Origin of the sequence: Streptomyces albospinus, assembly GCF_014648695.1 — a bacterium.
In the GTDB taxonomy this organism is placed as follows: Bacteria; Actinomycetota; Actinomycetes; order Streptomycetales; family Streptomycetaceae; genus Streptomyces; species Streptomyces albospinus.
In genome coordinates this window covers 1-14,189 of sequence record NZ_BMRP01000083.1, presented here as the reverse complement: position 1 = coordinate 14,189, position 14,189 = coordinate 1, and the positions used below count along the sequence as shown (strand labels likewise).

Below are 14,189 nucleotides of genomic sequence, written 5' to 3'. Positions count from 1 at the left end.
CCGGCGGGCGATGTCGACCTTCGTGCCGACGCCGTCGGTGGCCGAGGCCAGCAGCGGACACTCGTAGCGCGTGAGCGCGGACGCGTCGAAGAGGCCGGCGAAACCGCCGAGCCCGCCGACGACCTCCGGGCGGGTGGCCTTCGACACCCACTCCTTCATGAGGTCCACGGCGCGGTCGCCGGCTTCGATGTCGACACCCGCACTCGCGTAGCTGGCACCGGTGGAAGAGGTCATGTCGGTCCGCCTTTCGCGGAGTTGGTGGTCGGGGGTGCGGCGGGTTCCGGTCGGTGGCGGGCGCTCACCAGTGCCGCGCGCCGCGGAACGAGGTCGGCTCCGGGTGGAAGCCGAGGCCGTTGCGGGCCGCGTCGAGCGCCAGCGTGCGTTCCACCGCGAGATGGCTGACCGCGTAGCGGGTGAGCCGCGGCGGCTCCGGCCGCCCGGCCAGGCGCCAGGCCCGCTCGGCGGCGGTCGCGGCGGCGGACGCCACCGGCGCCGGCACCGTGCGCAGCCGTACTCGCACGCCGCGGGCGGCGAGCAGCTCGCCGAGCGCGTCCCCGATGGCCACGGTCCCCGCGTCGGCGATGTTGTAGGTGCCCGGCGCCGTCGCGCGGTCGCAGGCCAGCAGTGCGGCGGTGGTCAGGTTGTCGATGTGGGTGAGCGACTGGAGGGCCGTGCCGTCGCCGGGCAGCCACAGGGACCGGTCGCGCACCGCGCTCAGCACCCGCGGCAGCAGCGTCCGGTCGCCCGGCCCGTAGACCGCGTGCGGTCGCAGCACGACGGTGTCCGGCCGGTCGCGCAGGGCGCGTTCGGCGGCGGCCTTGGAGGCGGCGTACGGGGTGAGGTAGCGGCGGACCGGCGCCGCCGCCTCCCGGGCGAGGACGGTCGGCCGGAACGGGTCGTAGACGCTGGCGGTGGAGATGTGCACCAGCCGCGCGCCGGGGAAGGACGCCGCCACGTTCCGGGTCCCGGTGAGGTTGGCCTCCCATACGGGTCCGGGCGCGCCCCAGTCGCTGACGGCCGCCGCCGCGTGCACCACCGCGTCGACCGCGGGGGCGCCGGGCCACACCCCGCTGCACAGGTCCCAGTCGGCGCGGGTGAGCGGATGGACGGTCCAGCCGGCGCCGGCCGCCGCGCGGCAGACCGCGCCGCCCACGAATCCGCGGGCGCCGGTGACGGCGATCCTCATCGCGCCGCCTGAGCCGTCTGCGCCGTCTGGGTGTTAGCGGTGCGCAGCCGGGCGCGCAGCGCGGCGCGGTCCGGTTTGCGGGAGCGGCCGGCGACCGGGATGCGGTCCAGGACGACCACCTCGTCGGGCAGCGCGGCGGTGTCGATCATCGCGGGCAGCTGCGCGCGCACGGCCGCGGCCAGGGAGTCCGGGACGGCCCGCGGCCGGTCGGGGACGACGGCCAGGACGACGCGCTCGTCGCCGTAGGCGTCCGGGACGCCGACGATGACGGCCTCGGCGACACCGGGCAGGGAGGTGATCGCCGGCTCGTAGAGCCCGGGATAGATGTTCGTACGCCCCCGGATCAGCATGTCCTTCTTGCGGCCGAGCAGGACCAGTCGGCCGTTCTCCAGCCGGGCGAGGTCCCCGGTGGCGTGTTCGTCCATCGGCGGCTCGCCGAGGTAGCCGCGGCACAGGTTCGGCCCGGACACCAGCAGTTCGCCGTCCGGTGCGGTGCGCAGCCGGACCCCCGGCAGTGGTGTGCCGAGCAGGTCCCCCGGGCCGGTGTGGGCCAGCTTCTGCCGTCCGGTGGCCACCGCGACCGGCACCATCTCGGTCATGCCGTACACCGCGAGGAAACGCACCCGCGGCAGGACCCGGGCGGCCCGGCGCAGCAGTCCGGGCAGTACCGGGGCGCCGCCGAGGGCCAGGTGCCGCAGCGACGCGGGCAGCTCCGTCTCGCCCCGCTCCACCGCCCCGAGCACCGCGGGCAGATCGGCGGGCACGCAGAACGCGTGGGTGGCTCCCGCAAGGCCGCGGGTGAAGCGCGCGGGGTCGGTCGCGGGGGCGAATCCGTACGGCGGCATGGTCCAGTGCGCCCCGGCGACCAGAGCCGGGATACCCATCATCATCTGGTCCGTGTGCAGCACATCGCCGTCGCCGATGCGCAGTGCGTGCCCGCAGCCGGCCAGCCCGGCGCCGAGCGAACCCCGGGTGTGCACCACGGCCTTGGGCGCCCGGGTGGTGCCGGAGGTGAAGACGACCAGCGCCTCCTGGTCGGGTGCGGGTTCGGGGCGGACTGCCGGGGCCGGTCCTGCGGCCAGCCGCCGCGCGGACAGCGCCCCGGCGGGTACCCCCGGCAGCCGGCGGCCGGCATGGATGTGGCGCAGGCCGAGGCGGCGGTAGTCGGGCAGCAGCAGCCCGCGCCGCCGGGCCAGCGGACGGCCGTACCGGGCCGCGGCGTACAGCAGGGACTCGGCCGCGGCCCAGGCCGGGGCGGCCAACGCCCGGCGGGCGGCGAACAGTTCGGCGCCCACGCCGGGGTCGGCGAAGACCACCGTGCCGCCCGCGGCGATCACGCCCAGCGCGAGCACGACCCCCTCCGGCCCCGGGCGTACGGAGAACAGCACCCGCTCCCCCGGTGCCATACCGGCCTCGCGCAGCCGCCCCGCGGTGGACAGGACGGCGCGGCCGAACTGCCGGTAGCCGAGCGTGCGTCCGTCGGGGCCGGTCAGTGCGGCGGCGTCGCCGCGCCGGTCCGCGGTGTCGAGCAGGGCGGTGAGCAGATCCATGCCCCCGGCGGGGCCGGACTCGGATGGTGTCGCGGTCAACTCTCGCTCCTGAGCTTGATGGTCAGCCGTGCGTACCCCGGGATCAGCACCCGGCGCGCGGCGCGGCGGCCGGTGACGGCGATCGGCCCGGCCGCGAGGGCGGCGGTCAGCACCGCGCGGATCTGGGCCATGGCCAGCGGCATGCCGAGGCAGAAGTGCGGGCCGGCGCCGAACCACAGCCGCCGCAGCTCCGGCGGGTGCGGCCGTTCCGGGGCGAACGGGCCGTACGCCTGCGCGCACAGCAGCGTCGCCACCACGACCCGGTCGCCGGGCGCCACCGGGACGCCGCCGATCTCGGCGCTCCGGGCGACGCTGCGCAGCATCACGGGCGACGGCACGGTGATGCGGAGGGCCTCCTCCACGACGGTGTCGAGGTCGGCGGTGCCGTCCGCGAGCCGGTCGAGCAGGTCTGCGTCATGGCAGAGGGCGACCAGCCTCGGGATGAAGGAGACCAGGGTCTCGGTACCGGTGAGCAGGAAGGCCCCGACGGCGCCGCGGGCCTCCTCCTCGGTCAGGCCCAGTCCGCGCAGCCGGCCCGGCAGGGTCTCCTCGCCGCCGCGCCTGTAGGCCGTCACCGCGGAGGCGGTGAGGCGGCCCAGCACCTCGCGCGCCCGCGCCACCTGACGTCCCGTCATGCCATGCCGCCACAGCCGCACGGTGCGCGTCACCTCGGCCGCCTCCGCGTGCGCCCCGCCGAACCGGCCGGGCTCCGGCGGCAGTCCGACGATCTCGCAGATGGCGGCGCCCGCGCAGGTCTGCGCGACGTGGACCAGATCGACCTCGGCACCGGCGGCCAGCCGGCGCGGCAGCTCGGCGAGCGGCTGCGCCAGCACGCGGGCGCAGAGCGCGGCGACGTAGCCGGGCGTGAACAGGCCGGAGAGCCGCCGGCGGAGGGCCGCGTGGTCGGCGCCCTCCATGTTGAGCAGCACCGAGGGGCCGAGCACCGGCGTCCACAGGTCGGCGGGCGAGCCCGGTCCGGTCTTCGTGAAGTGCGCGGTGTCGCAGAGGACTTCACGGGCGAGCGCGGCATCGCTGACGACCACGCCGACCCGCGGTACCCGTACGACCGGGCCGCGGGCCGCGATGGCGCGCAGCAGCCGGTACGCGACGGGATGGGCGGACGTCTGCACCCGGTGCTCCCACCGGTCCCGGGCGGCGGGCGGTGCCGTGGTCGCGGTCAACGGATGTCCACCACCTCGGGGCGGTAGCGGTGGTCCGCGTACCAGCCGAGCGTGCGGCGCAGTCCCCACTCCCGCACCCGGCGGGCGGAGCCGGCGACGCGGACGTCGCGCCGGGTGCCGTACGCGGACGTCAGCAGCCGGACCGCGTTGACCAGGGCCCGGTCCTCGTGGAGCTCCTCGATCGCGGTGCGTGGGAAGCCGCCGGCGCGCTCGTACAGCTCGGCGGTGATCGCCATGTTGCAGCCGGGCGCCATCACGTACGGGCCGAGGTAGTCGGGGCCGCGATTGCCGGGCCGCAGCCGACCGAAGAGCGCGGCCACTTCGGTCGCGGCGACGAGGGCGGCCCGCCGGAGCGGGGGCAGTGGCGCCTCGTCGGTACGGGGCCGCAGCCGGCCGCCGATCAGCAGGAGCCCGGCGCCGAATCCCGCCCGGACCCGCGCGGTCCAGTCGGCCGCGGGCAGGCAGTCCGCGTCGGTACGGGCCAGATGAGTGGCTCCGTGGGCGATGGCGTAGCGCATCCCGGTGTCGGCGGCGGCGCCGGTGCCCTTGCGGGTCTCGTGCACGAGGTGCAGATCGCCGGGGAAGCCGAAGGACCGGACAACGTCCGCGGTACCGTCCGTCGAATCGTTGTCCACGACGACGAGGGAGAAGTCGCGGTCGGTCTGCGCCGCGAGCGCGCGCAGCGTCGCCGTGATCCCCGGTGCCTCGTTGTACGCGGGGACGACCACCCAGAGCTTCACAGCCGGATCACGCTCATTCCCATGCTGATGCCGCCGGCGAGCCCGACCAGGCCGACCAGGTCGCCGACGCCGGCCCGGCCGCTCTCCCGGGCGCGGACGAGCTGGAGCGGCAGGCTGGCCGCGGCGGCGTTGCCGTGTTCGGTGACGGTCACGATGATCTTGTCGGGCGGCAGGCCGAACCGGTCGGCCAGCTCGTCCAGGTAGGGCTTCGACACCTGGTGCACGCAGAGGGCCGCCATGTCCTGCCAGCGCACCCCGAGCCGCTCCAGGGTGGCGTCGAGGATCTGCGGGCCCAGCCGTTCGAAGGCGCGCCGCAGTCCGACCCCGTCGAGCCGGAAGTAGGTGTGCTCGTCGCCGCGCGGGTGGGCCGAGCCGCCCGAGGCGAGCGTGCCGACGCTCCAGGAGCGGGAGTCGGCGGTGAATCCGGAGCCGAGGATGCCGGGTTCGGCGGATTCCTCGACGAGGAGCGCCGCGCCCGCGTCGGAGAGGGTGTAGCCCGGGATCGACGCGAGGTAGCTGCGCAGGTCGGGGACCGACCAGCGGACGGCCCGGGAGGGGGATTCGCCGCAGGCTATGAGGATGCGGCGGTAGGCGCCCTGGGCGATGAGCGCATGGGCGGTCTCCAGCGCGTTGAGCACGCTGTTGCACGCGTTCTTGACGTCGAAGACGGGGCAGTGCAGGCCGAGGCGGTCGGCGACCATGTGCGAGGTCGCGGGCTCGATCATGTCCTGGCTGGCCGCGGCGAAGAGGAGCAGGTCGATGTCGTCGGGCCCGGTCCCGGTCTCCGCGAGCAGCTTGCGCGCCGCCGCGGCGGCCAGGTCGGACGCCTGCCAGTCGTCGGGCATGACGTGCAGCCGGTCGACGCCGGTCAGCCGGCGGACGAGTCCGGGCGGCGGGCGGAATCCGGTACCGGCGGCGGCCACCCGGCGCTCGGTCTCCGTCCCGGTGCGCCGGGTCTCGGGCAGATGCACGGCCACCCCGGCGAGCCGGGCATGGGTCACAGGCATGGGGCTGGTCTCCCGTCAGACGAGGGTCACGGTCAGCCGGTCGTACGTGGGAATGACCACGCGGCGGCTGTAGCGGCGCTCGACGATCCGCCAGGGCCGCCCGACCGCGGTCAGGGTCTGGAGCGTCCGGCCGATCTCCGCGCGGGCGATGGCCGACCCGAGGCAGTGGTGGCGGCCGGCGCCGAACCACAGCTGGCGGTTGGCGGGTTCGGCGGGCCGGCCGAGGCGGAACTCGCCGGTGAGGCTGTTGGCGGTGTAGTTGAGCAGCGTGATCCGGTCGCCCGCCCGCAGGGTGCGCCCGGCGAGGTGCACCTCGCTGCGTACGGTACGGCCGATGACCGGCGCCGGCGCCGTCACCCGCAGCCCCTCGCGCACCGCTTCGGGGACGAGCTCCGGGGACGCCAGCAGGGCGTGCTGCTCGCCGGTGTCGTGCAGCAGGGCGACGGTCCGAGTGATCGCGCTCGCCGCGGTCTCGGTCGCGGCCACGCCCACGAGGGCGGCCATACCGGCGGTCTGCCGGGCGTCCAGGCCGACCTCGCGGCAGCGCCCGATGAGCCGGTCGGCGGGTTCGGTGTGCCATGCCTGCGCGACGTGCCCGGTGAGTCGCGCGACGACCTTCCGGCCGCGGGCGACGGTCGCCTCGCTCAGCTCGCCGCCGCCGGCGGCTTCGACGGAGAGCGCGGCGAGGGCGCGGGCGGTGGCGAAGACCCGCTCGTAGGCGGCGTCGTCGGTGCCCTCGACCGGGAACCGCAGCAGCTCCGTGACGATCCGCCCGACGACGGCGCGGCCGAGGGCCGACACGTCCAGCGGCTTCCCGGCGGCGAGTTGGGCCCGCGCCTCGGCGAGCCGGGGCCCGATGGTGCGGTCCACGAGGTCGCGGGCGGGGGTCTCGCCGAAGAGGTCGCGGGTGCCGGCGCGCAGCGCCCGGTGTCCCTCGCCGTCGAAGAGGTCCTCGACCCAGTCACCCAGGAGCTGGGCCCACAGCCGGCCGACGCCGCCGCGGTCGAGGACGGTGAAGTGCTCCTGGTCGGTGAGGACGGACCGCGCGGTCGCGGCGTCGGCGGTCAGCCAGCCGATCCCCGGGACGCGCCTTAGGGGCCGGGCCAGCCGGCCGGCGTGCAGCAGGAGGGGAAGGGCGGGACGGCTGGCCGCCAGCACGCGGAGTTCATGGAGTCGGGCGCGGTTCATCGTGATCCATCTCGTCGTCTCACAGGAACGGGCCGGGGTCGCCGGGCCTCCTCCCTACGGGGGCGGGGAGGAGGCCCAGCGGGCCGGGCACGGTGCCCAGCGGGCCGGGCAGGGTGCCCAGCGGGCCGGGCAAGGTGCCCAGCGGGCCGGGCAGGGTGCCCAGCGGGCCGGGCAAGGTGCCCAGCGGGCCGGGCGGGGCGGTCGGCCCCGTGGGGCCGGCCGCGCGAACCGCCCGGCGGGAGCGGGCCGGCGAACCGGCCCGGCAGGATGCGGGCCGGCGGGTCAGCCTGCCTGGGGCGGGAACAGTGCGGCCATGCCGTCGATCGACTCGGGGCCGTACCCGACCGACCCCACCGGCACGCGGGACTTGGTGGCCTCGATGACCTTGGCCGTCCACACGGGGCCGAAACCGCCGCACAGTTCGATCAACTGGATTCCCTCGTCGACCAGTTGCGCCGCGACCTCGGGCGCCGCGGCCGGGTCCGCCATACCGACGATGACGGCGCGGAAGCCGTCCCGTTCGATCACGGAGCGGTCGCGCTCGGGGTCGAGTCCCCGGCCGGTGAAGAGGAATCCGAATGCGTCCAGTGCCATGCTCATCACTCCTTGGATTGCGCTCGCAGCGCCGACATGACCTCGTCGGCGGCTTCCGTCATGGTCAGCCCGCCCAGGGTGGCCTCGGTGCGCAGCTCGGCGCCACACCACCGCTCCAGGTCGCCGACCAGGACGAAACTCGTCATCGAGTCGATGCCGTAGGCGCTGAGCGGTACGTCCGCGTCCAGTTCGGCCGGCGCCATCTCCAGCAGCGCCGCCAGCGCCCCGCGCAGCCGCTCCACCACCACCTCGGCGGTGATCTCCTGTGCCGTGGTCATGTCGCTCATGCCGCTCCGTCCGTTCGTCTGCTGGACCAGCGCGCCAACGGCTCCAGTTGTCCTGCCAGGACCTGCTGGGCGCAGGCGCGCCGCCGGATCTTTCCGCTGGTGGTGCGGGGCACCTTGTTGCGTGGTACGGCGTAGACGCTGACCGCGGTGGGCAGCACCTTCGCCACCGCGATGCCGGCCGCGCGGACGGCGGCGGCGAGCACCTCCGGATCGCGCACGGTGGTCTCCACGACCACCGCCACGCCGCGGTCGTCCTCGCTCAACGGCCAGGCGGCGGCCCGCTGCTGGGCGAACGCGGGGTGGGCGTCGACCGCGACGGCCTCCGCGTCCTGCGGGAAGTAGTTCTCGCCGCCGATGATCAGCACGTCCTTGATGCGGCCGGTGATGAACAGCTCGCCGCCGTCGACGAATCCGAGGTCTCCGGTCCGCACGTAGGTCCGGTCAAGGTCCTCGTCCGCTCCCGCCAGGCGGGCGGCGAAGACCTCCGCGGACTCCTGCGCGCGTCCCCAGTAGCCCCCGCAGTTCCCCGGCGAGTCGACCCAGATCTCGCCGACCACCCGGTCGGCGAGCCGGTGGCGGGTGCCGGGGTCGGCCACGGCGACGTGGACGTCGTCCACCACCGTTCCGCAGCCGACGAGTTCGAGGCCGTCGGCCGCGACCGAGGTCGGCACCGCCTTCCCCTCGGCCAGCGCGTCGCGGTCGTAGCGGGCCACCACCGGGGGCTCCAGGGAACGGCTCACGCTGACCACGAGGGTGCATTCGGCGAGGCCGAAGCCGGGCGAGAAGACCTCCTCGCGGAAGTAGCTGGTCCGGAACGCCTCGGCGAACCGGCGCTGGGTGGCCGCACGCACCGGCTCGGAGCCGTTGACCGCGACCCGCCAGGTGGACAGGTCGAGGGCGGCGCGCTCCTCCGCGGGTATCCGGTTGACGCACATGTCGTACGCGAAGTCCGGCGCGGCGGTGAAGACGTCGTCCTCGGCGGCGATGGCGCGCAGCCACACCCGCGGGTCGCGGACGAAAGTGGCCGGCTCCATGGTGACGGTCGTCGCGTCGGACACCAAGGGAAGCACCACCGCGGTGCACAGCCCCATGTCGTGGAAGAAGGGCAGCCAGCTGACGATGGTGGTGGTGGGCTCCACCTCGCAGCGGTCGCGCATCGCGGCCTGGTTGGCGACCAGGTTGCCGTGCCGGACGACGACGCCGCGGGGGTCGCCGGTGGACCCCGAGGTGTACTGGAGCAGCGCCGTGGTGGCCGGGTCGAGCGCCACCGGATCCGGCAGCGCCGCCCCGGCGGCCTCCGGGGCGTCCGGCTGCCGTACGGCGATCCACCGCACGCCGGGCAGCAGTTCGGCGTCCGCCTCGTCGGCGTCCTCCTGGGTGGAGACGAGTACGGCGCACGGGTCGCAGTCGCCGCAGATCGCCGCCAGCCGTTCGGCGCGGGAGGTGGTGCCTCCGCGGGCGGCGGTACGGAACGCCGGCACCGGTACGGCGATCATGCCGGCGTACAGGCAGCCCAGGAAGCCGATGTGGAAGTCGAGTCCGGGCAGCGCGGGCACGATGACGCGGTCGCCCGCGCCGCCGGTCTCACGCAGCGCCGCGGCCAGCGCGCGGGCTCGCCGGTCCAGCTCGACCGGGGTCAGGCTCTCGATCGGGTCCCCGGCGGCGTCGAGCGCGGTGACCACGGTGCGGTCCGCGTCGGAACCCGCGGACCGTGCGATGAGTGCTTCGACGAGGGTGCGGGCGTCCCGACCGGTGTGCGTCGGTACCGACGCGGGGGTCGCGGTCGCCTCGGTTGGGGTGTTCACTGCTGAGCTCTCCTCATTCGACGGTGCCTTGGGACGCGAGGGCGGTGCCGGATCTGGCCCCCGGGTACGGCCGGGTGGCCGGGGCGGGGACGGCGCCGACGGGGACTGCTGTCGGGTAGCGGCCGGTCAGACAGGCGGTGCAGTAGCCGGAGGAGTCGCCTCCGGCCGCTTCGAGGAGCCGGTCCAGCGAGAGGAACGCCACGCTGTCGCAGCCCAGTTGCTCGGCCAGTTCGGTGATCGGCAGCCGGGCGGCGAGCAGTTCCTCGGGGCGCCCGGTGTCGATGCCGTAGAAGCACGGCCACCGGTACGGCGGGGAGGCGATCCGCAGGTGCACCTCCACGGCCCCGGCCTCGCGCAGCAGCCCGGTCACCGTGCGCATGGTGGTGCCCCGGACGAGCGAGTCGTCCACCAGGACCACCCGCTCCCCCGCGACCGCCGCCGCGACCGGGGCGAGCTTGCGGCGCACCAGGCTCTCCCGGGCCGCCGGGTCGCCCGCGATGAAGCTGCGGCCGGCCGCCGCGGGCCGTAACAGGCCCTGGACGACGGGCAGTCGGGCCCGCTCGGCGTAGCCGTCGGCGGCGACCCGCGCCGTCTCCGGTGTGGCCACGACCACCGGCCGCGGCGAACCGGTCACCGGCGCGTAGTCGGCGAGCGCCTGTCCCGCGCGGTAGCGCGCCTGATAGACGCTGCGTCCCGAGAGGGTCGAGTCGGCGCGGGCGAAGTACACGTACTCGAAGAGGCAGGCCGCGGTCTTCGCGTCCGGGACCTCCACCCTGCTGCTCGCCGTGCCGTGCGCGCCGATGGACAGGACCTCGCCCGGTTCGAGTTCGCGGACGACCTCGCCGCCGACGCCGGTGATCGCCGCGGTCTCGGAGGCGAGCAGCCAGGCGCCGCCCCGGCGCCCCAGGGCCAGCGGCCGGAAGCCGTGCGGGTCCCGTACGCCGTAGAGGTTCGCCCCGTCGGACAGCACCAGCGCATACGCGCCCGTCAGGCCCGGGAGGACCGCATGCAGCGCGGCGGCGGTGTCGGCGCCGGTCGAGGCGCGGGCGGCGAGCAGCAGCCGGGCCATCAACTCGCTGTCCGTGGCCCAGAGTTCCGGCTCGATCGCCTCGGCTCCCGGGGCGCGCTGCGGGTCCACGAGGGTGCCGTTGTGGGCCAGGGCCAGCGGCGGGTGGTCCAGGACGACGGGCTGGGCCCCGGCCAGTCCGTCCCGCGTGCCGTGGGTGGCGTAGCGGACGTGGCCGATGGCCACCGGGCCGCCGGGCAGCCCTCCGAGGCCGGGCAGGGCCTGCTCGACGGTGCCCGCACCGTGCCGGGCGACCAGGGCGTTGCCGGTGCCCACCGCGATGCCGGCGCTCTCCTGCCCGCGGTGCTGGAGCGCGACGAGCATCTCCCGTACCAGCGCGGCATGGTGGCCGGCGGGCCCCCAGACGCCCGCGACGCCGCAAGCCTCGCGGGGCTTGTCCGCGTCGTCCGGGTGCCCGTTCACGTGACGTCACCGCCCGCGTCGAGCCAGTCGGCGAACGCGTCCAGGTCCGGCAGGATCACGGTCGAGCAGGACAGCACCGCGAGGTTCTGCCGCATGTCCGTGATGGCGACGACGGTGCGTCCGGCCCGGTGGGCGGAGAGCATCTCGGCGGCGGTGCCCATGCTCGGCTCGTGTCCCGGCAGCCAGGCCACGCACACGTCGCTCTCCGCGGCCAGCCGGGTCAGCCGGTGGAACAGCTCGGTCAACTCGGTGAGTTCCGGCGCCAGTTCGGCCCGGCGGATCACCCGGCGGCCGGCCAGCGCGGCATGCGAGGCCCGTACGTCGGCGGGATGTGCCGCCAGCCACTCGGCCATCACCACACCGGGGTCGTGGATCACCGCCCCGGGGCGCCGGCCGCGCAGGGTCTCGGTCAGCAGCTGCCGGTAGGACTGGTCGGTGAGGTCCGCGCCGGTGCGCGCTCCCTGCATGGTGCCGGCCAGGAAGTAGGCACGGGGGCCGTGCGCCCCCTGCGGCGCGGCGTCGGCCGTCACTCGTCCTCCAGGGAGTAGGGCGCCAGCGCCAGTCCGGCGGGCGCGGCGGAGCGGTGGATCGCCGCCGCTTCGAGGAGGAAGGCGATCACCTCGTCCTGCGGCGCGCAGACCGCGTCCGCGACGACTTCCAGGTCCCGCTCGAAGCGGGCGTCCCCATACGTCGCGACCGCGCCCTGGTTGTCCTTGGTGATCAGGAGCTTGCTGTCCCCGGCGACACCGGCGGGCCGGTCGGCGAGCGGCAGGATCAGCTCCGCCATCCGGCGGGTGGCCGGGTGGAGCACGCGCACGGACACGCTGTGCTGCTCGGGGTGGACCAGCAGCGGACGCACCCAGTCCGCGGGCGGCGGCACGGTCTCCAGCCGCGATTCCGGGCGCAGCACGAACGACCGCGAGGCGACGTTGTGCCCGCGCCGCGGGCTGAACCGCAGATAGTCCAGGCGGATCGCGTCGTCGTCGAGCGTCCAGGTGGCCCGCACCCGGCTCGGCGCCGGTGTGCCGTCCTTGCGCACCCGGTGGGGATAGGCGTCGACGGCCACCTGCACCGCACCGTCGACCGCGGCACCGCGGTCGAGCCGCAGCGGCTCCCCGTGCAGCAGGTACGGGTCGAGGATGACCAGGCCCTCGGGCCGGCGGTAGACGGCCGCCACATGCCGTCCGTCGATGAGGTACTCGGCGCCGGCACCGGACCGCTCGGCCACCATCCGGCCGACGGTGAACGACTGCCAGGCACAGGACTGGCCGAAGCGCGGCGGGGCCGCCCGGGTGCCGAAGTACTCGTGGAACTGGGACGCGCTGTTGTAGGGGACCCCGGCGAGCACCTCGTCGAGGGCTTCCCGCTGCACCTCGCTCAGCAGCGCCGTGCCGATGCCGTTCACTTGCGGCCTCCCTGGAGGAATCCGGCCGCCTGCTCCAGCAGGGAGGGCCGGCGGGCGTACGTGGTGTCCTGGCCGCCCAGCAGCGCCAGGTGTTCGCGCAGCACTCGCAGATAGGTGAGGAGTTCGAACTGGGTGAGATTGCGCGGCGAGTCGAGGAACTTGATACCGCCGGAGATGTCCACGTCCCGGCGGCGCTTCATCTCGTCGAAGCGCCGGGCCGCCTCCGGGTCCCGTTCCTTCGCCGCCAGATAACCGGCGATCACCCGCGACTGGAGCTCCACGGTCGGGAAATGACCCCCGGTGCCGTCGGTCATACCGGCGATGAAGAGGTCGTCGTAGCGGGGCGAGAAGGCCAGCAGATAGAAGTCCGGGCGGCCCTTGTGCCAGTCGAGGTGCTCTTCGCCGACGAAGGGAATGTGGATCCGGAAACCGGTCGCCAGAATGATGGTGTCGAATTCCTCCGACGTACCGTCGGAGAACTCCACGTACTTTCCGTCGAAGCGGACCGGAGCCTTGCGGACCTTCACCCGCCCGTGCGCGCAGTAGTACGGCAGCAGGGAGTTGACGATCGGCGGGGATTCCAGCGGCTCGTGGTCGGGCTTGGGCAATCCGAACTGCTCGGGACTGCCGATGCTCAGCTTCAGCATGGTGCGGTACGCCGCCCGTGCCACCGGCGCCGGCAGCCGCAGATTCTGACTCGATTCGGAGACCTGGTCCGCGGGCTTTCCGAAGATGAACTTCGGGAAGAAGTAGTACCCGCGGCGCATGCTGATCGCCACGTGGTCGGTCACCCCCGCGGCCTCCACCGCGATGTCGCAGCCGGAGTTCCCGGCTCCGACGACGAGGACCCGCTTGCCCGCGAGGCCGGCCGGGTTGGTGTAGTCCCGGCTGTGCAGGATCTCGCCGTCGAACTTTCCGGAGAAGGCGGGCGTATGGGGGTGCCAGTTGTGCCCGTTCGCGATGATCAGCGCACTGTGCTCCGCCGAGTGCCCGTCCGCGGTGGTGACCCGCCAGCCCTTGGGCAGCCGCTCGACCTGGGTGACATCGGAGTCGAATCGGATCAGCGACGGCAGGTCGAACCGCTCCGCGTACTGCTGGAGGTAGCTGCGCACCTGATCGTGTCGCGGATAGGCCGGCAGCCCCCGGTCCATCGGCAGATCCGAATAGCCCGTCACCTCGCGGGAGGTGATGGTGTGGGTGTTCTGGTAAACGGAACTGCGCGGGTTGTCGATGTCCCAGATACCGCCTACGCCGGAGTGCGTCTCGTACCCCACACAGGGAATATTGAGGTCACTGAGGTTCTTGAGAGCGGCCAACCCGGAAGGGCCCGCTCCGATGACGGCAACCGGCCGTGGATCCGCTTGTGCTTCTGGCATGAGAACTGAATTCCCCCATCGATGGCGCGGCGTAGGCATCGGCCCCGCAGGTCTCCGACGAGGGGGCCGCTCGACCCAGAGTTCACCAGGCCGCGCCGTCGAATCCAGCCACTTTCAAGGACTTTCAAACGACCGGCGGGATTCCGCTTACGCCCCTGCTTGACTTACGGGCACGGACTTCCGCCTAATGGAGCCGACCGGACTCCGATGAGAGTGAACCGCGTCACTTTTCCGCTTACCTCTCAACCATTCAACTCCCTTCGCATACTCGGCCTTAACAGGAGGAGTGCCAGTGGCACGCGTCGTAGTCGACGTCATGCTCAAGCCGGAGATCCTCGATCC

General features: G+C 74.2%; 14 protein-coding genes and 1 pseudogene. All 15 read right to left on the bottom strand.

Annotated elements, in window-relative coordinates; translation table 11 throughout:
- Positions 1-234, bottom strand: a pseudogene (locus IEZ17_RS40110) (phosphoribosylformylglycinamidine cyclo-ligase); the annotation flags it as partial.
- Positions 235-298: 64 nt separating this feature from the next.
- A complete protein-coding gene (locus IEZ17_RS40105) occupies positions 299-1,186 on the bottom strand; it encodes an NAD-dependent epimerase/dehydratase family protein (protein ID WP_189308570.1) in 888 nt (295 codons plus the stop codon).
- A complete protein-coding gene (locus IEZ17_RS40100) occupies positions 1,183-2,775 on the bottom strand; it encodes a class I adenylate-forming enzyme family protein (protein ID WP_229853090.1) in 1,593 nt (530 codons plus the stop codon). The genes IEZ17_RS40105 and IEZ17_RS40100 overlap by 4 nt, the downstream gene beginning before the upstream one ends.
- On the bottom strand, positions 2,772-3,956 hold the full coding sequence (locus IEZ17_RS40095; RefSeq protein ID WP_189308569.1) for a cytochrome P450: 1,185 nt from the start codon (positions 3,954-3,956) through the stop codon (positions 2,772-2,774). The genes IEZ17_RS40100 and IEZ17_RS40095 overlap by 4 nt, the downstream gene beginning before the upstream one ends.
- Positions 3,953-4,696, bottom strand: a complete 744-nt coding sequence (locus IEZ17_RS40090) for a glycosyltransferase family 2 protein (RefSeq protein WP_189308568.1) — start codon at positions 4,694-4,696, stop codon at positions 3,953-3,955. Before IEZ17_RS40090 ends, IEZ17_RS40095 begins: the two co-directional genes overlap by 4 nt.
- Positions 4,693-5,703 (bottom strand): 3-oxoacyl-ACP synthase III family protein, encoded by a 1,011-nt coding sequence (locus IEZ17_RS40085; protein WP_189308567.1) that lies wholly within the window; start codon positions 5,701-5,703, stop codon positions 4,693-4,695. The genes IEZ17_RS40090 and IEZ17_RS40085 overlap by 4 nt, the downstream gene beginning before the upstream one ends.
- Positions 5,704-5,718: 15 nt before the next feature.
- Positions 5,719-6,891 carry a cytochrome P450 gene (locus IEZ17_RS40080; protein ID WP_189308566.1) on the bottom strand — a complete coding sequence of 391 codons (1,173 nt, stop codon included), beginning with the start codon at positions 6,889-6,891 and terminating at the stop codon, positions 5,719-5,721.
- A gap of 19 nt (positions 6,892-6,910) precedes the next feature.
- Positions 6,911-7,066: a hypothetical protein gene (locus IEZ17_RS40075; protein ID WP_189308565.1), complete on the bottom strand. Its 156-nt coding sequence runs from the start codon at positions 7,064-7,066 to the stop codon at positions 6,911-6,913.
- 107 nt (positions 7,067-7,173) lie between these two features.
- On the bottom strand, positions 7,174-7,485 hold the full coding sequence (locus IEZ17_RS40070) for a DUF6506 family protein (RefSeq protein WP_189308564.1): 312 nt from the start codon (positions 7,483-7,485) through the stop codon (positions 7,174-7,176).
- A 5-nt stretch (positions 7,486-7,490) separates the two neighbouring features.
- Positions 7,491-7,772 (bottom strand): acyl carrier protein, encoded by a 282-nt coding sequence (locus tag IEZ17_RS40065; RefSeq protein WP_189308563.1) that lies wholly within the window; start codon positions 7,770-7,772, stop codon positions 7,491-7,493.
- Positions 7,769-9,577, bottom strand: coding sequence for a fatty acyl-AMP ligase (locus tag IEZ17_RS40060; RefSeq protein ID WP_189308562.1), 1,809 nt, complete (start codon positions 9,575-9,577; stop codon positions 7,769-7,771). Before IEZ17_RS40060 ends, IEZ17_RS40065 begins: the two co-directional genes overlap by 4 nt.
- A 13-nt stretch (positions 9,578-9,590) precedes the next feature.
- Positions 9,591-11,066: an amidophosphoribosyltransferase gene (gene purF, locus IEZ17_RS40055; protein WP_189308561.1), complete on the bottom strand. Its 1,476-nt coding sequence runs from the start codon at positions 11,064-11,066 to the stop codon at positions 9,591-9,593.
- On the bottom strand, positions 11,063-11,596 hold the full coding sequence (locus tag IEZ17_RS40050; RefSeq protein ID WP_189308560.1) for a hypothetical protein: 534 nt from the start codon (positions 11,594-11,596) through the stop codon (positions 11,063-11,065). The genes purF and IEZ17_RS40050 overlap by 4 nt, the downstream gene beginning before the upstream one ends.
- Complete coding sequence (locus IEZ17_RS40045) at positions 11,593-12,471, bottom strand: hypothetical protein (protein ID WP_189308559.1); 879 nt, start codon at positions 12,469-12,471, stop codon at positions 11,593-11,595. Before IEZ17_RS40045 ends, IEZ17_RS40050 begins: the two co-directional genes overlap by 4 nt.
- Positions 12,468-13,847, bottom strand: coding sequence for a flavin-containing monooxygenase (locus IEZ17_RS40040; RefSeq protein WP_229853089.1), 1,380 nt, complete (start codon positions 13,845-13,847; stop codon positions 12,468-12,470). Before IEZ17_RS40040 ends, IEZ17_RS40045 begins: the two co-directional genes overlap by 4 nt.
- Between the last annotated feature and the right edge of the window lie 342 nt (positions 13,848-14,189).

Bases quoted from the DNA above. Each gene is read 5' to 3' on its own strand.
- IEZ17_RS40080 (WP_189308566.1), bottom strand. From the start codon at position 6,891: ATGAACCGCGCCCGACTCCATGAACTCCGCGTGCTGGCGGCCAGCCGT.
- IEZ17_RS40040 (WP_229853089.1), bottom strand. From the start codon at position 13,847: ATGCCAGAAGCACAAGCGGATCCACGGCCGGTTGCCGTCATCGGAGCG.
- IEZ17_RS40085 (WP_189308567.1), bottom strand. From the start codon at position 5,703: ATGCCTGTGACCCATGCCCGGCTCGCCGGGGTGGCCGTGCATCTGCCC.
- IEZ17_RS40105 (WP_189308570.1), bottom strand. From the start codon at position 1,186: ATGAGGATCGCCGTCACCGGCGCCCGCGGATTCGTGGGCGGCGCGGTC.
- IEZ17_RS40065 (WP_189308563.1), bottom strand. From the start codon at position 7,772: ATGAGCGACATGACCACGGCACAGGAGATCACCGCCGAGGTGGTGGTG.
- IEZ17_RS40070 (WP_189308564.1), bottom strand. From the start codon at position 7,485: ATGGCACTGGACGCATTCGGATTCCTCTTCACCGGCCGGGGACTCGAC.